The following is a 19,590-nucleotide window of genomic DNA, read 5'->3' on the forward strand; positions in this document are numbered from 1 at the left end:
TACCACGATCGCCGATCAGTACTTCAATGCGCCCTTGTCGACGGGGACCTGCGTGCCCGTCACCGTGGCCGACCCGTCACCAGCTAGCCACGCCACCACGTCGGCCACTTCGTCGGGCGACATGAACCCGTTGGGCTGCAACGGCATCGGGGGGAAGCTGTGCACGAAGCTGGGATGGCGGGCAAATATCTCCATCATCGCCTCGGGCTCGATCATCGGGGTGTCGATGGAGTACGGATGGATGGAGTTGACCCGGATGTCGTATTCGCCGAGCTCGATGGCCAGCGTGTTGGTCAGCGCGGTGAGCCCGTGCTTGCTGGCCGAGTAGTGCCCGTTGCCCGGTGTGGCTTTCAGCCCCGCGGACGAGCTGACCACGATGATCGAGCCCCCGTTGCCCGCCTCGATCATCGCGGGCACGGTCGCGCGCAGCGTGCGCCAGGTGCCGGTCAGGTTGACGCCGATCACGGTGTCCCACTGCTCGTCGGTGAGCTCCCAGAGCCGGCCCCAGCTCAAGACCCCGGCGTTGGCCACCACGATGTCGAGCCGGCCGAATTGCTCGATGCCGTCGGCCACCAGCTGGCGCAGTGCGGCATCGTCGCGGATGTCGGCCTCACGGGCCAAGACCTTGCGGCCCTCGGCCTCCACCAGCCGCACGGTCTCGTTGAGGTCCTCCGGCGTGGCCGGCGTGTAGGTGATGCTCTCTGACGCGGGCGCGCAGATGTCGAGCGCGATGATGTCGGCGCCTTCGCGGGCGAGCCGCACCGCGTGCGAGCGGCCCTGGGCGCGCGCGGCGCCGGTGATGAATGCCACCCGGCCTTGCAGTGAGTCAGCCACGAGGCAAGGCTAGCAGCGGAACTGAAACCTGTTCTAACTCGCCCGGCGGTCAGATTTCCGAGATGATCTGGGCCCGCCGGCTGTTGTATTCCTGGTCGGTCAGCGCGCCGCTGGCGCGCAGGGTCTCGAGCTCCTGGAGCCGCTGAGCGATCGACGGTTGCGGGGGCGTCACCACCGGTGCCGGCCCTCCGGCGGTGGCCGGCTGCGGCTGGGCGGCCGGCGCCTGTTGTTCGGCCGCCCGGCGCACCACCGCCTGGATCTGTTGGCGCAGCGCAGGGTTCGACCGGATGTCGACCATCCGGTTCAGCGGAACGTTGTTGGCCTTGAGGATCTGCAGGATCTCCATCAGCGGGCCGGCCTGGCCGCTCAGGTCGTAGGTCTTGTTGTCCTCGGCCACGGTGAACTGCGCGGGGACCAGGCCGTTGACCAAAGCGCTTCGCTCCCAGTCGATCCGGTACTCGTTGGTAGTCGGGTTGACCAGCACCACCAGCTTGCGGGCGGACAGGTTGCCGAGGCGGGTGACGCTGGCGATCACCCGGTCTTCGCTGTCGAACGGCAGGAATCCGGGGCCCGCGATGTGCAGGTGCACCTTCACGACCTGCTGGTTGTTGATCCAGGTGCCCGTCTCGGTGACCCCGGTGATCTGGGCCAGCGCCAGCACGCCGCTCTGCTCGAGCTCCGCGTTCTTGGCCGACGACTTCGCGCCGTAGTTGGCCAGTGCGAGCGCGATCAGCACGTCGGCCACGGTGATGAGCAGGCCGGCGTAGAACATCCACTGCAGCAGGCTGCCGAACCCGAGGGTGAAGTAGACGACCAGGAAGATCGGCCCGACCAGGCCGCCACACAGCAAAACGATCAACTGTGCCTTGAGATAGCGCGCCAACACGAGTGTCTCCTTACCCTTGCTGGGGATTTTCGTGCCAGGGTAGCTTCCGCGCTGTCGCCACGCGCGCCATACGCGCAAACCGGCGAGCGTCAGTCGATCTTGGGTATCACCGTCGGCGCCGGGCGCTCCGAAGACCCCGCGGGCGTCGCCCCGACGGGCGAATGCGCCGACACCATCTTGACCGGCGTGCCGGTCGACACCGGCATCGCGGGCGCCGCGGCGGCCTGCGGCGTCTCGACCTGCGCCGGCGCCGTCGCGAGCGGGTTCACCGGCGCCGGTGCCGGCGCCGCCGGCTGCGTCGCGGTGGCCGGGGTGTAGGCGGGGGTCACCATCCGCACCGGCGTCGCCGGTGTGGCGGCCGGGGCCATCGCCGCCGGCCCCGCGGTGGCGGCGGCCGCCGTCTGGCCGGCCTGCGCCTGCGCTCCCGCGAGCGCCGAAGCGGGGGCGATCGCCGAGGCCACGGGTCCCGCGGGCACGCCCGGCGCCGACCCACCCGCGGCCGTCACCGCCGGCAACTGCGCGGCCATCGAAGCGGGCGCCGCCGCGCTCTGCAGGGGCGAGGTGTTGGCCGCCTCGGTGGCGAGATACTGCGCCGCGCCGCCGTTCATCAGCTGCACGAACTGCTGGTGGAACGCCGCGGCCTGCGCGCTGAGCGCCTGGTACACCTGGGAGTGCGCGCCGAACAGGGTCGCGATGCTGGCCGACACCTCGTCGGCACCCGGGGCCAGCACGTTCGACGTCGGACCCAGCGCCATCGTGTTGGCGGACGTGATCGTCCAGCCGATCCTGGCGAGGTCCGACGCCGCGGCGGCGACGTACTCAGGCGTCGTGAATACGAAGGACATCTAACCTCCCGGCCGTCTTCCCCCGACTCCCTTATCACGGAATCGTAGCGGAGCCGCCCGCATCAGGCCCGGTAAACGCATAAAGCCCGGATTGCCGCTTTCGGCAATCCGGGCTTTATGGCGAACTGGACCTACTTGATGATCTTGACGACCCGGCCGGCGCCGACGGTGCGGCCACCCTCGCGGATCGCGAACCGCAGCCCCTCGTCCATGGCGACGGGCTGGATCAGCTTGACCGAGATGTTGGTGTTGTCACCGGGCATCACCATCTCGGTGCCCTCCGGCAGCGTCACCACACCGGTCACGTCGGTGGTGCGGAAGTAGAACTGCGGACGGTAGTTGTTGAAGAACGGCGTGTGCCGGCCGCCCTCGTCCTTGGACAGGATGTAGACCTGGCCCTCGAACTCGGTGTGCGGCGTGGTGGTGCCGGGCTTCGTGACGACCTGACCGCGCTCGACGTCCTCGCGCTTGATACCGCGGAGCAGCAGACCGACGTTGTCACCGGCCTGGCCCTGGTCGAGCAGCTTGCGGAACATCTCCACACCGGTGACCGTGGTCTTGGTGCTGGCGGGGCGGATGCCGACGATCTCGACTTCCTCGTTCACGTTGATCACGCCGCGCTCGACACGACCGGTGACCACGGTGCCACGCCCGGTGATGGTGAAGACGTCCTCCACCGGCATCAGGAACGGCTTGTCGGTCTCGCGGACCGGGTCCGGGATCGACTCGTCGACGGCCTCCATCAGCTGCTCGACGGACTCGACCCACTTGGCGTCGCCCTCGAGCGCCTTGAGCGCCGAGACCCGCACGACGGGGGCGTCCTCGTCGAACTCCTGGGCGGCCAGCAGCTCGCGGACCTCCATCTCGACGAGCTCGAGGAGCTCCTCGTCGTCGACCATGTCGGCCTTGTTCAGCGCGACCAGGATGTAGGGCACGCCGACCTGACGCGCGAGCAGCACGTGCTCACGGGTCTGCGGCATCGGGCCGTCGGTGGCGGCGACCACCAGGATCGCGCCGTCCATCTGGGCGGCGCCGGTGATCATGTTCTTGATGTAGTCGGCGTGACCCGGGGCGTCGACGTGCGCGTAGTGGCGCTTGTCGGTCTGGTACTCCACGTGGGAGATGTTGATGGTGATACCGCGCTGACGCTCCTCGGGAGCGTTGTCGATCTGGTCGAACGCGCGGGACTCGTTCAGGTCCGGGTACTTGTCGTGCAGAACCTTGGTGATAGCCGCGGTCAGCGTCGTCTTGCCGTGGTCAACGTGACCGATGGTCCCAATGTTGACGTGCGGCTTCGTCCGCTCGAACTTCGCCTTCGCCACTTCGTTGTCCTCCTGGACTGTTGGTGCTCGTTAAAGCAGTGTTGGTGTTTTCAGTTGTGCCGCGCCCAAGGCTTTGCAATGACCCGGCAAGATTACTCCGAGGGGATTTTTACTGACCCGTCGCCTTCGCGATGATCTCCTTCGACACGTTGGCCGGTACTTCGGCGTACGAGTCGAACACCATGGAGTAGTTCGCCCGGCCTTGGGTCTTGGACCTCAGGTCGCCGACGTAGCCGAACATCTCCGACAGCGGCACGTGCGCCCTGACGACGCGTGCACCGCTCCGCTCCTCCATGGCCTGGATCTGGCCACGGCGGGAGTTCAGGTCGCCGATCACGTCGCCCATGTAGTCCTCGGGCGTGGTGACCTCGACGGCCATGATCGGCTCCAGGATGACCGGTTGTGCTTGCTGCGCAGCCTTTTTCAGGACCTGCGAACCGGCGATCTTGAACGCCATCTCGGACGAGTCGACCTCGTGGAAGGCGCCGTCGAGCAGGGTGACCTTGAGGTTCACCAGCGGGTAGCCGGCCAGCACACCGTATTGCATGGCGTCCTGCGCCCCGGCGTCCACCGACGGGATGTACTCCCGGGGGATGCGGCCACCGGTGACCTTGTTCTCGAACTCGTAGGTCGCACCGTCCTCGCCGGTGAACGGCTCGAGGTTGATGATCACCTTCGCGAACTGGCCCGAGCCACCCGTCTGCTTCTTGTGGGTGAACTCGACGTTGTTCGCGGCCCGCTTGATGGTCTCCTTGTAGGCCACCTGCGGCTTGCCGACGTTGGCCTCGACCTTGAACTCGCGACGCATGCGGTCCACCAGGATGTCCAGGTGCAGCTCGCCCATTCCGCCGATCACGGTCTGGCCGGTCTCCTGGTCCAGGTGCACCTTGAAGGTCGGGTCCTCCTCGGCGAGCTTCTGGATCGAGAGGCTCAGCTTCTCCTGGTCGCTCTTGGTCTTGGGCTCGATGGCCACCTCGATGACCGGGTCCGGGAAGGTCATCGACTCGAGGACGACCTGGTCGTTCGGGTCGCACAGGGTGTCGCCCGTGGTGGTGTCCTTCAGGCCGATCACGGCGTAGATGTGACCCGCCGACGCGGTCTCCACCGGGTTCTCCTTGTTGGAGTGCATCTGGAACAGCTTGCCCAGCCGCTCCTTCTTGCCCTTGGTGGCGTTGATGACCTGGCTGCCGGAGTCGACCTTGCCCGAGTAGACCCGGACGTAGGTCAGCTTGCCGAAGAACGGGTGCGTGGCCACCTTGAACGCCAGCGCGGCGAACGGCTCGTCGGTCGACGGCTTGCGGATGACCTCGACGTCCTCCTTGCCCGGCGCGTGGCCGACGGCCGGCGGCACGTCCAGCGGCGAGGGCAGGTAGTCGATGACCGCGTCCAGCATCGGCTGGACGCCCTTGTTCTTGAACGCGCTGCCGCACAGGACGGGGTAGGCCTCCGAGCTGATGGTCAGCTTGCGGATGGCGCCCTTGATCTCCTCGACGGTGAGCTCCTCACCACCCAGGTACTTGTCCAGTAGCGCCTCGTCCGTCTCGGCGACGGCCTCGAGCAGCTTGGTGCGGTACTCGTCGGCCTTCTCCTGCAGGTCGGCCGGGATGTCGACGACGTCGTACTTCTCGCCGAGCTTGGCCTCGGCGCTCCACACCTTGGCCTTCATCTCGACCAGGTCGACAACGCCCTCGAAGTCACCCTCGGAGCCGACGGGCAGCTGGATCGGGATGACGTTGGCGCCCAGGCGCTCCTCCATGGTGCGCACGGAGAAGTAGAAGTCGGCGCCGATCTTGTCCATCTTGTTGACGAAACAGATCCGCGGAACGTCGTACTTGTCGGCCTGGCGCCACACCTGCTCGGACTGCGGCTCGACACCCTCCTTGCCGTCGAAGACGGCGACGGCACCGTCGAGCACGCGCAGGCTGCGCTCCACCTCGACGGTGAAGTCGACGTGGCCCGGGGTGTCGATGATGTTGATCTGGTTGTCGTTCCAGAAGCAGGTGGTAGCCGCGGAGGTGATGGTGATCCCCCGCTCCTGCTCCTGCTCCATCCAGTCCATGGTGGCGGCGCCGTCGTGCACCTCACCGATCTTGTAGCTGATACCGGTGTAGTAGAGGATGCGCTCGGTCGTCGTCGTCTTGCCGGCGTCGATGTGCGCCATGATGCCGATGTTGCGGACCTTGGTCAGGTCGGTCAGCACGTCCTTCTGTGCCACAGAAGTCTTCCCACTCTTTCGATTGCTTGGTTCGCTGTCTTGTTTGCGCCGGCCCCGTCGCCGGCTAGATCACCAGCGATAGTGCGCGAAGGCGCGGTTGGCCTCGGCCATCTTGTGGGTGTCCTCGCGTCGCTTGACGGCGGCACCCAGGCCGTTGCTGGCGTCCAGGATCTCGTTCGCCAGCCGCTCGACCATGGTCTTCTCGCGACGCTGCTTGGAGAAGCTGACCAGCCAACGCAGGGCCAGCGTCACCGAGCGGTCCGGTCGCACCTCGACCGGAACCTGATACGTCGCACCACCGACGCGGCGACTCCGCACCTCGAGGGAAGGCTTGACGTTGTCCATGGCGCGCTTGAGAGTGATCACCGGGTCGGTGCCGGTCTTCTCACGAGCTTGTTCGAGCGCACCATAAACAATGCGTTCGGCCAGCGATTTCTTCCCGTCCAGCAGGACTTTGTTGACGAGCTGCGTGACGAGCTGCGAACCGTAGACCGGGTCGTTGACCAGCGGACGCTTGGGCGCGGGCCCCTTGCGCGGCATTAGCTCTTCTCCTTCTTGGCGCCGTAACGGCTGCGGGCCTGCTTGCGGTTCTTGACGCCCTGGGTGTCGAGCGAACCGCGGATGATTTTGTAGCGCACGCCGGGCAGGTCCTTGACTCGGCCACCACGCACCAGCACCATCGAGTGTTCCTGGAGGTTGTGGCCCTCGCCCGGGATGTAGGCGGTGACCTCGACCTGGCTCGTCAGCTTCACGCGCGCGACCTTCCGAAGCGCCGAGTTCGGCTTCTTCGGGGTGGTGGTGTACACGCGAGTGCATACGCCACGGCGCTGCGGGCTGCCCTTCAGGGCCGCGGTCTTGACCTTGGCGATCTTGTCGCGGCGACCCTTGCGGACCAGCTGCTGAATGGTTGGCATCTAGGAGGCTTTCTGTGTTCGTGTTGGGCGTCTGTCGGCGGTTCTCAAGTCTTCGTACTGCAGTTATGCCCGGTCGCACTACCCCGCGGCCGGGTGTGTCGCACGCGTTGCGCACCGGAGGACGATCCGATGCATCGTGGACATGCGAATTCGCCCGGCATCCACTTCCTTACGGTTAGGCGCCGTAAGCCGCCAGGCACGAGCCTCCACAATACCCGCCGCCGGTCTTGCAGGTCAAAGCGGCGGTCAAACCCCGGACACCGTCGAAGCTAGCCCCTGACGCCGTCGTGGGTGACGCGCCGCTCCAGACCCGCCGCCAGGCGCAGCACCATGTCCGAAAACAGCGCGTCGGTGTCGATGTCGTCCATGACACCGGTCATCTCCAGCAGCACGAAGCCGTGCAGCGCGGACCAGAACTCCAGCGCCGCGTGGAAGGCCTCGTCGCCGTCGAGCCCGTAGGAGGACAGCACCGCGATCACCGGCGCGGCCGCGCCCCGGGTGGCCGCCGTGTACTCCGGGTCGTCGCCGCCCAGCGGCATCCGGGTGAATGCCGAGTAGCGGCCGGGGTGGTGATGCGCATAGCTGCGGTAGGCGCCCGCCATGACGAGCACCGCGTCGTCGCGGGCGCGGCCCTCGCCGACCCGGTTCAGCATCGTGATGATGTCGTCGATGACGCGGATCCGCACCGCCCGGCGCAGGTCCTCCAGGCTGTCCACGTGGTTGTACAGCGACGGCCCCTTGGTGCCCAGCTGCGTCGCCAGCGCGTTGATGGTGAGGGCGTCCCAGCCCTCCCGGTCCAGGAAGGTCAGCGCGCCGTCGATGATGCCCTCGCGGCTCAGCTTGGCCGGGCGGGAGCCGGCCCTCCCCCCGCGCGGGCGCCCGGCCGCCGTCGGCGTTTCGGGCTGAGCTGCCATGGCGGGGCCCTTCGCTCGGGATGTTCGGGGTGCTTAACTAATGACTCTAGTTGACGCCGGTCGCGAAACTATTTCAGCCACGGCCGGATGGACGTAATCTCAGTCCAGCTGATCACCCGTCACCAAGGGGGCCCGCAGTGCACTGGACAACCGTCGCCGGGTCGCTGGCTACCTGTGTCATCACCGTCGCCGCCACCCCCGCCCCCGCGGCGCACGCCAAGAACGGCGACACCCACGTCGTCGGCCAGGGCATCCAGCAGACGCTGGACTGCAACGACGCCACGCTGTTCGTCAACGGCTCCTTCAACAACGTCACGGCGCTGGGCAACTGCTACGCGGTGACGGTGATGGGCTCGTCCAACACCGTCGTCGCCGATTCCGTCTCGCACGACATCACCGTCTACGGCTACGACCAGACCGTGTTCTTCCACAACGGCGCGCCGGTCCTGTGGGACCGCGGCCGCGAACTGGGCATGACCAACCGGCTCCAGCAAGTGCCCGGCTAGGCCCGACACGACGTCACCATCCAACTTCAGGGGAATCGAGGAACATTGTCCGCCCGCATCTTTGACCGCCCCTCGGGGCTGATCGCGCTCACCGTGGCCCCGGCGCTCGCGGCCGTGTTGGTGGCCGGCTGCAGCTCGACGGCCAACCCGCCCGGCGGTTCCAGCACGACGACCAAGAGCAGCCCGACGACGACGACAAGCGCCGGGGCGGCCACCACCACCAAGTCGGGCGGGGCCAGCACCACCGCGTCGGTCGAGATCGGCAACACGCTCACCTACGGGTCGATGGGGACCACCGCGACGCTTGACTGCGCCAGCGGCAAGTCGCTGAACGTGGGCGGCTCGGACAACACCCTCACCATCACCGGCTCCTGCGCGACGGTGACCGTCGGCGGCGCGAGCAACAAGATCACCCTGGACAAGGTCGACACGCGGATCAGCGTGATCGGATTCAACAACACCATCACCTACAAGGACGGTGAGCCCAAGGTGGACAACCTCGGGTCGGGCAACACGATCACCAAGGGCGGCTGACGGTAGTCGTTCCCTGACAGGGGCATTCGCCGTGAGGCGAGCGTTTTGATTGGGGCATATGATGATCCCGGCAGAACGGAATCCAGCCATGCTCACCCGCACCACCATCCGCGCCGGCGCACTGGTCACGGCGATCGTGGTGCTGACCGGCGTCGTGATGCTTCCCCACGAGGTGGCGGCGGCCGACCCGACCGACGACCAGTTCGTATCACTGCTCGACCAAAAGGGAATCCCCGCGCTGGACAACATTCCCAGCCTCATCGGCACGGCACACCGGATCTGCCGCCAACTCGATGGCGGGATGCCGGTCGACGGCGTAGTCGACGACCTGAGGGAACGGGCCTTCAAAGCCAATCCGGGCGGCGGCCAGTACCCCGCCGATCGCGTGGCGCGCACCATCGCCCGATTCATCTCTGCTTCGGTCGAGGCCTATTGCCCGAACAACCAGCCGAAGATCGCTTCGCTGCAGGGCGTGGCCAATCGCGGACCCGGTTCGAGCGAACCAACCGCCCAACCGGCCGGGGTTCGGCTGGCGTCGTACGGACCGTTGCCCGCGGGGGAAACCGCGCAGCCGGACCCGCCGCAACTTCCGCCGCCGCCCGCCCCGACGGCCCAGATCCTGGCGCCGCCCCCGCCCGTCGCGGCCCCGTCGCCGCGGCCGCAAGCGCCCGCACCGGCGCAAGAGCCACAACCGGGACCGCAGCAGGGACCGACGGTGGCTCCCGCACCGGGTGGCCCTCCCGGCGCCGGCGGTGACACCCCTCCCACGCCGCCCGGCAGGGTGCGGCTCGCGCCGTAGGCTAGCCCGCGGGAGCGCCGTGCCGGCCCGCGCCGGCGGCGAACCGCCCAGCCCCCTCGTTCGCCTCGGCGGCGACGCGGGAGATGCTGGCGAATTCGAAGTCGATCGCCTCGGATTCCGTTGTCCCCCATTGATGTAACGCCGAGAGTCGATCGGACCGCAGGCACTGCTGCGGCAGCGCGGCCAGTTGCGCCGCCAATTCCTCCGCCGCCTGCCGCGCCTGGCCGTTGGGCACGACGCGGTTGGCCAGCCCCATCGCGAGGGCTTCGTCGGCCTTGACGCCGCGGCCGGTGAGGATCATGTCCATCGCGCGGCTGTGTCCGATCAGCCGCGGCAACCGCACCGTGCCGCCGTCGATCAGCGGCACGCCCCAGCGGCGGCAGTACACCCCGAACACGGCGTCCTCCTCGGCCACCCGCAGGTCGCACCAGACGGCCAACTCCAGACCCCCGGCGACCGCGAAGCCGCTGACGGCGGCGATCACCGGCTTGGACAACACCATTCGCGTCGGCCCCATCGGGCCCGGGCCCGTCCGGTGCACGGCGTTGGCGTCGGGCGTGCCGAAGGCCTTCAGATCGGCGCCGGCGCAGAACGTTCCGCCGTCGCCCCACAACACGGCGACCGATGCGCTGTCGTCGCGGTCGAATTCTTCGAACGCCGCGTACAGCGCGGCGGCCGTGGGGCCGTTGACCGCATTGCGGGCGGCCGGCCGGTTCAGGATCACCGTCGTCACCGGGCCGTTGCGTTCGATGCGCACTGGGTCGCTCATTTTGCCTCCGCGAATAGTGGTTCCCGCCGCTGCAGCAGCTCAGTGGCGAAGTCGTGGTAGGCCGCCCGCAGCCGCGCACCGGGCCAGTCGGCGGGCAGCAGTTCGTCGGGCAGGACCGGGTCGGTGAGCAGGTGTCGCACCGTCGCCGCGGCCACCACGAACCGGGCGGGAATGTCCGGCGCGGCGGCCATCTCGTCGAGCAGCCGGTTACCGGCCCGGGCCCACGCGGGCAGGTCCCACAGCTGGGTGGCGAGTTCGGCGGCGTCGTCGACGCGCGCCCGCAGGACCCGCACCCGGGCGTCGATCTCGGGATCGAGGTCGGACTCCAGGTTGTCGGGGCGCATCCACACACCCTCGCGCAGTTCACCGAAGCGCTTGCCGTGCATGGCGTTTCGCAGCGAGGCCCGGGTACGCGCGTCGCCGCCCACGCTGGTCACGATCAGCGTGACCCACTCCCCGCCCCACGGGCGGACCCGCGGGTCGATGGCGTCGTCCTGGCGGCGCTGCCGGGCCAGCAGCCGATCCGAGAGCCGATAGCCGTCGGCGGAGCGGATCAGGTCACCGGCACCCACCATGCGGGTCAGCGCCACCCGCAGGGTGGTCTCTTTGATGCCGAAATCCGCAGTAAGCCTGACCAATTCGCTGGCCCGGGCGTGCGCCGGGTGGGCGCCCAGCAGCACGCTGAGCACCACCGACCGGGCCGTCATGGTGGCCATGGGCTAGACCTGTGACGCGCGGCGGCCGTAGTCACCGAAGGGCTCGTCGCGATGCCGCACCGCTTCCCGGAAGCCGTGTTCGGTCGCGTCGGCGACGAAGGCGTGGCCTTCGGGGGTATGCCGGGCGACACCGTCGAACACGGTGCTGACCATCCTGCTGGTGGCCACACCCTGTTGCAGCAGAGCCGAATTGAGCGCGAGCTTGACCATGATCAGCTGGTTGACCGGCACCGCGGCGATCCGCTGCACCAGCCGCTCGGTGCGCTCGTCGAGGTCTTCGGGCTCCGGCGCCTCGACCGCCAGGCCCCATTCCGCGGCCTGAGCCCCGGTGATGCAATCGCCGGTGAACAGCAGGCGCTTGGCGCGCTGGTCGCCCAGCCGGTGCGCCCACAGGCCCGCCGCCGGGACGCCCCATACCCGGGTCGGCGGGTACCCGATCTTGGCGTCGGCGGCAGCGATCACCTGGTCGGCGTGCAGCGCGATGTCGGTGCCGCCGGCCACGCAATAGCCATGGATCTTGACCACCGTCGGCTTGTCGGCGTGCATCAGGCTGGAGAAGCCGCGCACGAACCGGCTCATCATCTGGTAGTCGATCATCGGGTCCCACGGCTGATCGGGTAAGTGGTTGACCGCCTGGGTTTTTCCGCTGAGAACGGTCCCCGCATAGGCGCCGGTCCCGCCGGCCGAGCCGGTGCGATCGGCGTACGCGCTCAGGTCGAAGCCCGCACAGAAGCCCTCGCCACGACCCGACACCAGGATCACGTGCACATTGGGATCCAGATCGGCGCGCTCCACCAGCGCCGAGAGCTCCAGCGGGGTGTCCGCGACGATCGCGTTGCCCTTCTCCGGCCGGTTGAAGGTGATCCGGGCAACCCGATCGGTGACCTCATAGGTCATCGTCTTCAGGTTGTCGAAGTCGACCGGCCTGATCGCGTGAGTCATCCCTTTACTAGAGCACGCTCGAGAATGGGAGCCAGGTCGAGCCCGGTGGGCATCGTGCCGAACGCGCCGCCCCACCGACGGTCGAGCCGGGTGGTCAGGAAGGCCTCGGCGACCGCGGGGTGGCCGTGGCGCACCAGCAGCGAGCCCTGCAGCGCCAGACAGATGTCCTCGGCGACCTTGCGGGCCCGATGCGCGATGGTGTCCAGGTCGCTCAGGTCCTGCCGCAGCCGGTCGACGTGCGCGCCCAGTCGCGGGTCGGCCGCGGCGCTTTCGGAGAGTTCACCGAACAACACCTCGACGCATTCGGGGCGAGTTGCCATGGCGCGCAACGTGTCCAGCGCGCTCACATTGCCCGAGCCCTCCCAGATGCCCATCAGCGGCGCCTCACGGAACAACCGCGGCATGCCCGAGTCCTCGACGTAGCCGTTGCCGCCCAGGCATTCCAGCGCCTCGGCGGCGTGCGGGGTGGCGCGCTTGCACACCCAGTACTTGCTGGCCGCCAACCCGATGCGGCGCAGCAACGCCTCCCGGTCGTCGCCGCGCAACGCCTTGTCGGTGGCGCCGGCCATCCGCATCGCGACGATGGTGGCGGCCTCGGCCTCCACGGCCAGGTCGGCCAGCACGTTGCGCATGAGCGGCTGGTCGATCAGGTAGGCGCCGAACGCCTTTCGGTGCTGAGCGTGGTGGATCGCGCGGGTCAGGCCGGTGCGCATGCTGGTGGCACTGCCGAGGGTGCAGTCCAGCCGCGTCAGGTTGACCATCTCGATGATGGTGGGGACGCCGCGGCCCTCCTCGCCCACCAACCATGCGGTGGCGCCGTCGTACTCGACCTCGCTGGACGCGTTGGCGTGGTTGCCCAGCTTGTCCTTGAGCCGCTGCAGGAACATGCGGTTGCGACTGCCGTCGGGCAGCACCCGCGGCAGCAGGAAGCAGGACAGCCCGCCCGGGGCCTGCGCGAGAACCAGGAAGATGTCGCACATCGGGGCCGAGGTGAACCACTTGTGACCGACGAGGCTGTAGGTGCCGTCGCCGTTCGGGGTGGCCTGCGTCGTCCCCGCCCGCACGTCGGAGCCGCCCTGCTTCTCGGTCATCGACATGCCCGCGGTGATGCCGCGTTTGGTGGTGGCCAGCTTGAGCTCGGGATCGTATTCGCGGCTGGTGAGCAGCGGCTCGTAGACCGCCGCGAGTTCGGGGTTGTAGCGCAGCGCAGGGACGACGGCGTAGGTCATCGAGATCGGGCAGGTGTGGCCGGGCTCGACGTTCCAGACCGACATCTTGGCCGCACGCACCACGTGGGCGCCCGGGCGCCCGTCGGCCCACGGTGCCGCGTGGATGCCGCTGGCGATCGCCGTGCGCATCAGTTCGTGGTAGGCCGGGTCGTACTCGACCTCGTCGACCCGGTGGCCGTATTTGTCATGGGTGTGCAGGATGGGCCGGTTGCGGTCGGCGAGCTCGCCCCAGCGCTGGGCTTGGGCGCCGCCGGCGATCGCGCCCACCTCGGTCACCTCTTCGGAGCCCCATTCCCCACCCTCACGGATCAGGGCCTCGGCGAGTACCGCGGACGTCGCGGGGTTGTAGTTCTCCAGCGGGGGAACCTGGTTGGTGACGACATGCGTATCCGACATGCCCCTCATGTTACATTTTTTCGACAGCCGCACAAGAGGTGTAATGCGACGTCACCGTGGGTGCGCGGCGAAGAACTCCCACAGGGTGCGGGCGGCGAACGGCGGCCACTCGTGGCCGCCCTGATCGATCGTGATGAGCGTGACGCCGCGGTTGCCTGCGCAGCCCGCCGTCGACGTGGTGATCGGGCCATTGCTGGTGGTGGCCGGGCTTGCGCACTGATCGACGTTGCGCCAGAACGCATTCACCTCGGGCACCGCGGGGCCGTTGATCACGCTGAAACCCTGCCCGCCGCCGTAGGGCACCAGCCGGTCCGCCGTGCCGTGAATGTGCATGATCGACGTCGGACGCGGGTTGGGGCATCGAGTCAGCTGCGTGGCGGCGACCGGCCCGATCGCGGCGAAGATGTCGGTGGCGCACGCGAGCGTAAAGGACATGATGCCGCCGTTGCTCATTCCGGAGACATAGACACGGGCGGGGTCGGTGCCGACGTGCTTGGCGACGTCGGCGACGACCGCGCTGATGAACGCGACGTCGTCGACGCCCTCCCGTCCCGGCCGGCCGCAGCAGGTCTCCCCGTCGACGTTCCAGGCCCGGTCCAGCCCGTCCGGGTAGGCGACGACGACCTTGGCCGAATCGGCCAATTCGTCCCAGCCGTAATCCCTTTCGACCTGCCGGGCGCTCCCGGAATAGCCGTGCAGCACGACGACCAGCGGAGGCGATGCGGATTTGCCCGCCGGCTCGTAGAGCCGGTAGCTGCGATCGTGCCCGCCCACATCGAGGTGGTGCAGGCTGGTCCCGGTGACGAAGCCCGAGGGCGGCGCAGGCGAACAGCTCGCGACCAGGAGGACGACCCCGAGGAGCGTTGCGAGCCGACCGAGCACGGGCGGAGATCTCAGCCGCCGGTCTTTTCCCGCAGGAACGCGATGTCGTCCTTGCGTCCCTCGTCGGCGGTCTCGCAGATGACGGGTGCAGCGGCCGCCGTGACCACCGCGACGAGCAGCTCGGGATCGATCTGGCCGGTGCCGAAGTTGGCGTGCCGGTCGGCGCCCGAGCCCGCCGCGTCCCTCGAGTCGTTGCAGTGCACCAGGTCGATGCGGCCGGTCAGCGCCTTGATCCGGTCGACCGCGTCGACCAGCGCCTCGCCGGCGGCCCAGGCGTGGCAGGTGTCCAGGCAGAAGCCGATTCCCTTGTCGCCGATGTGATCCCAGAGTTTGCCGATCGTGTCGAAGTGACGCGCCATCGCGTGGTCGCCGCCCGCCGTGTTCTCCAGGTACACGGGCACATCGGTTTCCAGGTAGTCCAGCGCCTTGACCCACCGCTCGAACCCGGCCTCCATGTCGTCGTCGTCGGCGTGGCCGCCGTGCACGATCACGGCCGTCGCGCCGATCTCCGCGGCCGCGTCGCAGGTGTCCTGCAGGATCTTGCGCGACGGGATGCGGATGCGGTTGTTGGCCGACGCCACGTTGATGAGGTACGGCGCGTGGACGTAGAGCGGCACGGCCGACGCCTTGAGCGTGCCGGCGTCGTCGCGGGGCTTCGGCTTCTTCCAGCTCTGCGGGTTGCCGAGGAAGAACTGCACCACGTCGGCCCCGTCCGCCTGGGCGGCCGCCAGCGGGTCTTCGTTGCGGACGTGTGAACCGATGAGCACCCGGCCAGTGTAGTAAAGGGCGGCCGACGCGAGCGTCACGCCAGCGTGACATTGGGTCGCCAGAGCCACGCTGGCGTGGCAGTCGGCGGGTACGAGCGGGTACGAAAAAGCCCCGGGCGAGTGCCCGGGGCTTTTCCCTTGATCGAACTACCGGTAGTCGCTGTAGCCGTAGTCGTCCAGCGGAACCGCGGCTCCAGTCGCCTGGCCGAAGTCCGGGCTGTAGTACTGATCCTCGTAGGACGGGATCGTGTACGCGGCGGCCCGGGCCTCCTCGGTCGGCTGCACCTGGATGTTGCGGTACCGGTTGATGCCGGTACCGGCCGGGATCAGCTTTCCGATGATCACGTTCTCCTTCAGACCGTTGAGCTTGTCGCTGCGGCAGTTGATGGCCGCATCGGTCAGCACTCGCGTGGTCTCCTGGAACGACGCCGCACTGAGCCACGAATCGGTGGCCAGCGATGCCTTCGTGATACCCATCAGCACCGGGCGCCCGGCGGCGGGCTCGCCGCCCTCGGCCACCACGCGACGGTTCTCCGCCTCGAACTCCGCGCGGTCGATCAGCGAGCCGGGCAGGAACTCCGTCGAGCCCGAGTCGATGATGGTGACGCGACGCAGCATCTGGCGGACGATCACCTCGATGTGCTTGTCGTGGATCGACACACCCTGGGCGCGGTAAACCTCTTGGACCTCACGGACCAGGTGGATCTGCACCTCGCGTGGGCCCTGCACGCGCAACACCTCGTGCGGGTCGGCCGAACCCTCCATCAGCTGCTGGCCCACCTCGACGTGGTCGCCGTCGGACAGGACCCGCTCGGAACCGTCGTCGTGCTTGAACACGCGCAGCCGCTGCCGCTTGGAGAGCTTGTCGTACACGACCTCCTCGCTCCCGTCGTCGGGAACGATGGTGATCTTGTAGAAGCGCTCACCCTCCTCGAGTTGCACCCGCCCGGTGACGTCGGCGATCGGCGCCTTGCCGCGCGGGACGCGGGCCTCGAACAGTTCCTGGACCCGGGGCAGACCGCCGGTGATGTCCTCACCGACACCACCCTGGTGGAAGGTACGCATGGTCAGCTGCGTGCCGGGCTCACCGATGGACTGGGCCGCGACGATGCCGACGGCCTCGCCGATGTCGACCAGCTTGCCGGTGGCCATCGAACGCCCGTAGCAGGTCGCGCACACGCCGGTGCCCGTGGTGCAGGTCAGCACCGAGCGCACCTTCACCTGCGTGATGCCGGCCGCCAGCAGGGCGTCGATCTCCGGGTCACCCAGGTCCTCGCCGCGCGCGACGACGACGTTGCCGGCCTCGTCGACCGCGTCGGTGCCCAAAGTCCGCGCGTACGCCGAGGTTTCGATGTACGGGTCGCGGATCAGGGTGCCGTCGGGCTGACGCTCGGCGAGCTCGACGATGATGCCGCGCTCGGTCTCGCAGTCGTGCTCGCGGACGATGACGTCCTGGCTCACGTCCACCAGACGACGGGTCAGGTAACCCGAGTCGGCGGTACGCAACGCGGTGTCCGCCAGGCCCTTTCGGGCGCCGTGCGTGTTGATGAAGTACTCCAGCACCGTCAGGCCCTCGCGGAACGACGACTTGACCGGACGCGGGATGAACTCACCCTTCGGGTTGGTCACCAGACCCTTCATGCCGGCCAGCGTTCGGGTCTGGGTGAAGTTACCCGTGGCACCCGAGTCGACGATCGTGATGATCGGGTTGTCGCTGGGGTAGTGCTCGCGGAGCGCCTGACCGACCTCGTCGGTGGCTTCCTTCCAGATCTCCACCAGCGCCTCGTTGCGCTCGTCGTGGTTCAAAGCGCCTCGCTGGAACTGCTTTTCGACCTTCTCGGCCCGCTCCTCGTACTGGTCGAGGATCTCCTTCTTGCGCGGCGGGACCAGCACGTCGGCCATCGACACGGTGACCCCACTGCGGGTGGCCCAGTAGAAGCCGGCGTCCTTGAGCTTGTCGACGGTCTGCGCCACCACGATCATCGGGTAGCGCTCGGCGAGGTCGTTGATGATCGCGGCCTGCACCTTCTTGTGCATCTGCTTGTTCACGAACGGGTAGCCCACCGGCAGCAGCTCGTTGAACAGCACCCGGCCCAGCGTCGTCTCGGCCATCCAGGCGTCGCCCGGCTGCCAGCCGTTGGCGCCGAACAGCTCGGCCTCGATCTCGGCGGGCGGACGCAGCTGCGTCAGTCGCACCTTGATCTTGGCCCGCACCGACAGCACGCCGCGGTCGGCGGCCATGATCGCCTCGGCCGGCGAGGAGTACACGCCAACCTCCGGCTGATCCTTTGCGGCGGGCGAGAATTCGCCCTTGTCGCCGTCGACCTCGGTGGTCAGGAAGTACAGCCCGGTCACCATGTCCAGTCGCGGCATGGCCAGCGGGCGGCCGGAGGCCGGCGACAGGATGTTGTTGGAAGACAGCATCAGGATGCGCGCCTCGGCCTGCGCCTCGGCGCTCAGCGGCAGGTGCACCGCCATCTGGTCGCCGTCGAAGTCGGCGTTGAACGCCTCACACACCAACGGGTGCAGCTGAATCGCCTTGCCCTCCACCAGCATCGGCTCGAAGGCCTGGATGCCAAGCCGGTGCAGGGTGGGCGCGCGGTTCAGCAGCACCGGGTGCTCGGCGATGACCTCTTCCAGGACGTCCCACACCTGGGGACGCTGCCGCTCCACCATCCGCTTGGCGCTCTTGATGTTCTGCGCGTGGTTGAGGTCGACGAGCCGCTTCATCACGAACGGCTTGAACAGCTCGAGCGCCATCAGCTTGGGCAGGCCACACTGGTGCAGCTTGAGCTGCGGGCCGACCACGATGACGCTGCGGCCCGAGTAGTCGACACGCTTACCGAGCAGGTTCTGACGGAACCGGCCCTGCTTGCCCTTCAAAAGATCCGACAGCGACTTCAGCGGACGGTTGCCCGGCCCGGTGACCGGGCGGCCGCGACGGCCGTTGTCGAACAGCGCGTCGACGGACTCCTGCAGCATCCGCTTCTCGTTGTTGACGATGATCTCGGGCGCGCCGAGGTCGATCAGCCTCTTGAGGCGGTTGTTGCGGTTGATGACCCGGCGGTACAGGTCGTTCAGGTCACTGGTCGCGAAGCGGCCACCGTCCAACTGCACCATCGGGCGCAGTTCCGGCGGGATCACCGGGACGGCGTCGAGCACCATGCCCATCGGCGAGTTGCCCGACTGCTGGAAGGCGGCGACCACCTTCAGGCGCTTGAGGGCGCGAAGCTTCTTCTGCCCCTTGCCGTTTCGGATGACGTCACGCAGCGAGTCGGCCTCGGCGTCGATGTCGAAGTTCTCGATGAGCTTCTGGATCGACTCCGCGCCCATGGCGCCGGTGAAGTACTCGCCGTAGCGGTCGACGAGCTCGCGGTAGAGGTTCTCGTCGACGATCAGCTGCTTGGGGGCCAGCTTGGTGAAGGTGCTCCAAATGTCCTCCAGCCGGTCCAGCTCACGCTGGGCGCGGTCGCGGAGCTGACGCATCTCCCGCTCGCCGCCGTCGCGCACCTTGCGGCGGGCGTCGGCCTTGGCGCCCTCGGCCTCCAGCTCGGCCAGGTCGGCCTCGAGCTTCTGCGCGCGGGCCTCCAGGTCGGCGTCGCGCTGGTCCTCAACGGCCTTGCGCTCCACCATCATTTCGGCCTCGAGCGTGGACAGCTCGTTGTGCCGCATCTCGTCGTCGACCGACGTGATCACGTACGCCGCGAAGTAGATGATCTTCTCGAGATCCTTCGGGGCGAGGTCGAGCAGGTAACCGAGGCGGCTCGGCACACCCTTGAAGTACCAGATGTGCGTGACTGGCGCGGCCAGCTCGATGTGACCCATCCGCTCGCGGCGCACCTTGGCGCGAGTCACCTCGACGCCGCAACGCTCACAGATGATGCCCTTGAAGCGGACGCGCTTGTACTTGCCGCAGTAGCACTCCCAGTCACGAGTAGGTCCGAAGATCTTCTCGCAGAACAGGCCGTCCTTCTCCGGCTTCAGCGTGCGGTAGTTGATCGTCTCCGGCTTCTTGACCTCGCCGTAAGACCATTGCCTGATGTCCTCCGCGGTGGCCAGGCCGATACGGAGTTCATCGAAGAAGTTGACGTCGAGCACGTAACTCCCTTTCCCCTTGCGG

The 19,590-nt window shown here is 68.0% G+C and carries 18 protein-coding genes; 3 read left to right on the forward strand and 15 right to left on the reverse strand.

What is annotated here, in order from left to right:
- Positions 1–15: 15 nt before the first annotated feature.
- From A5691_RS13395 to A5691_RS13430, 8 genes are all read right to left on the reverse strand, one after another.
- Positions 16–834, reverse strand: coding sequence for a mycofactocin-coupled SDR family oxidoreductase (locus tag A5691_RS13395; protein ID WP_082950302.1), 819 nt, complete (start codon positions 832–834; stop codon positions 16–18).
- A gap of 49 nt (positions 835–883) precedes the next feature.
- Positions 884–1,720: an SHOCT domain-containing protein gene (locus A5691_RS13400; RefSeq protein WP_067753459.1), complete on the reverse strand. Its 837-nt coding sequence runs from the start codon at positions 1,718–1,720 to the stop codon at positions 884–886.
- Between the two features lie 89 nt (positions 1,721–1,809).
- Positions 1,810–2,565: a PE family protein gene (locus A5691_RS13405; RefSeq protein ID WP_067753456.1), complete on the reverse strand. Its 756-nt coding sequence runs from the start codon at positions 2,563–2,565 to the stop codon at positions 1,810–1,812.
- 131 nt (positions 2,566–2,696) lie between these two features.
- Positions 2,697–3,887: an elongation factor Tu gene (gene tuf, locus A5691_RS13410; RefSeq protein ID WP_007167815.1), complete on the reverse strand. Its 1,191-nt coding sequence runs from the start codon at positions 3,885–3,887 to the stop codon at positions 2,697–2,699.
- 109 nt (positions 3,888–3,996) lie between these two features.
- A complete protein-coding gene (gene fusA, locus A5691_RS13415; RefSeq protein WP_073880591.1) occupies positions 3,997–6,102 on the reverse strand; it encodes an elongation factor G in 2,106 nt (701 codons plus the stop codon).
- Positions 6,103–6,171: 69 nt separating this feature from the next.
- A complete protein-coding gene (gene rpsG, locus A5691_RS13420) occupies positions 6,172–6,642 on the reverse strand; it encodes a 30S ribosomal protein S7 (RefSeq protein WP_066999224.1) in 471 nt (156 codons plus the stop codon).
- A complete protein-coding gene (gene rpsL, locus A5691_RS13425) occupies positions 6,642–7,016 on the reverse strand; it encodes a 30S ribosomal protein S12 (protein WP_007167812.1) in 375 nt (124 codons plus the stop codon). Before rpsL ends, rpsG begins: the two co-directional genes overlap by 1 nt.
- 269 nt (positions 7,017–7,285) lie before the next feature.
- Complete coding sequence (locus tag A5691_RS13430) at positions 7,286–7,930, reverse strand: TetR/AcrR family transcriptional regulator (protein ID WP_067753453.1); 645 nt, start codon at positions 7,928–7,930, stop codon at positions 7,286–7,288.
- 137 nt (positions 7,931–8,067) lie between these two features.
- Here A5691_RS13430 and A5691_RS13435 point away from each other — a divergent pair, with 137 nt between their 5' ends.
- From A5691_RS13435 to A5691_RS28935, 3 genes are all read left to right on the forward strand, one after another.
- Positions 8,068–8,436 carry a DUF3060 domain-containing protein gene (locus A5691_RS13435; protein ID WP_067753450.1) on the forward strand — a complete coding sequence of 123 codons (369 nt, stop codon included), beginning with the start codon at positions 8,068–8,070 and terminating at the stop codon, positions 8,434–8,436.
- Between the two features lie 78 nt (positions 8,437–8,514).
- Entirely contained in the window at positions 8,515–8,970 is a 456-nt protein-coding gene (locus A5691_RS13440; protein WP_369807416.1) for a DUF3060 domain-containing protein, read from the forward strand.
- A gap of 88 nt (positions 8,971–9,058) precedes the next feature.
- Positions 9,059–9,769 carry a DUF732 domain-containing protein gene (locus A5691_RS28935; protein ID WP_067753541.1) on the forward strand — a complete coding sequence of 237 codons (711 nt, stop codon included), beginning with the start codon at positions 9,059–9,061 and terminating at the stop codon, positions 9,767–9,769.
- Between the two features lies 1 nt (position 9,770).
- Here A5691_RS28935 and A5691_RS13450 read toward each other — a convergent pair whose 3' ends face one another.
- From A5691_RS13450 to A5691_RS13480, 7 genes are all read right to left on the reverse strand, one after another.
- Positions 9,771–10,538 carry a crotonase/enoyl-CoA hydratase family protein gene (locus A5691_RS13450; RefSeq protein WP_067783817.1) on the reverse strand — a complete coding sequence of 256 codons (768 nt, stop codon included), beginning with the start codon at positions 10,536–10,538 and terminating at the stop codon, positions 9,771–9,773.
- Positions 10,535–11,254: a PaaX family transcriptional regulator C-terminal domain-containing protein gene (locus A5691_RS13455; protein WP_067753444.1), complete on the reverse strand. Its 720-nt coding sequence runs from the start codon at positions 11,252–11,254 to the stop codon at positions 10,535–10,537. The genes A5691_RS13450 and A5691_RS13455 overlap by 4 nt, the downstream gene beginning before the upstream one ends.
- Before the next feature lie 3 nt (positions 11,255–11,257).
- A complete protein-coding gene (locus A5691_RS13460) occupies positions 11,258–12,196 on the reverse strand; it encodes a crotonase/enoyl-CoA hydratase family protein (RefSeq protein ID WP_067753440.1) in 939 nt (312 codons plus the stop codon).
- Positions 12,193–13,821: an acyl-CoA dehydrogenase family protein gene (locus tag A5691_RS13465; protein ID WP_067753436.1), complete on the reverse strand. Its 1,629-nt coding sequence runs from the start codon at positions 13,819–13,821 to the stop codon at positions 12,193–12,195. Before A5691_RS13465 ends, A5691_RS13460 begins: the two co-directional genes overlap by 4 nt.
- Positions 13,822–13,872: 51 nt before the next feature.
- Positions 13,873–14,703, reverse strand: coding sequence for a PHB depolymerase family esterase (locus A5691_RS13470; protein ID WP_067753433.1), 831 nt, complete (start codon positions 14,701–14,703; stop codon positions 13,873–13,875).
- A gap of 11 nt (positions 14,704–14,714) precedes the next feature.
- A complete protein-coding gene (locus tag A5691_RS13475; protein WP_068017880.1) occupies positions 14,715–15,470 on the reverse strand; it encodes a deoxyribonuclease IV in 756 nt (251 codons plus the stop codon).
- Between the two features lie 147 nt (positions 15,471–15,617).
- Complete coding sequence (locus tag A5691_RS13480; protein WP_067753430.1) at positions 15,618–19,568, reverse strand: DNA-directed RNA polymerase subunit beta'; 3,951 nt, start codon at positions 19,566–19,568, stop codon at positions 15,618–15,620.
- Positions 19,569–19,590 lie beyond the last annotated feature (22 nt).

Source organism: Mycobacterium sp. E183 (assembly GCF_001667735.1).
GTDB lineage: Bacteria > Actinomycetota > Actinomycetes > Mycobacteriales > Mycobacteriaceae > Mycobacterium.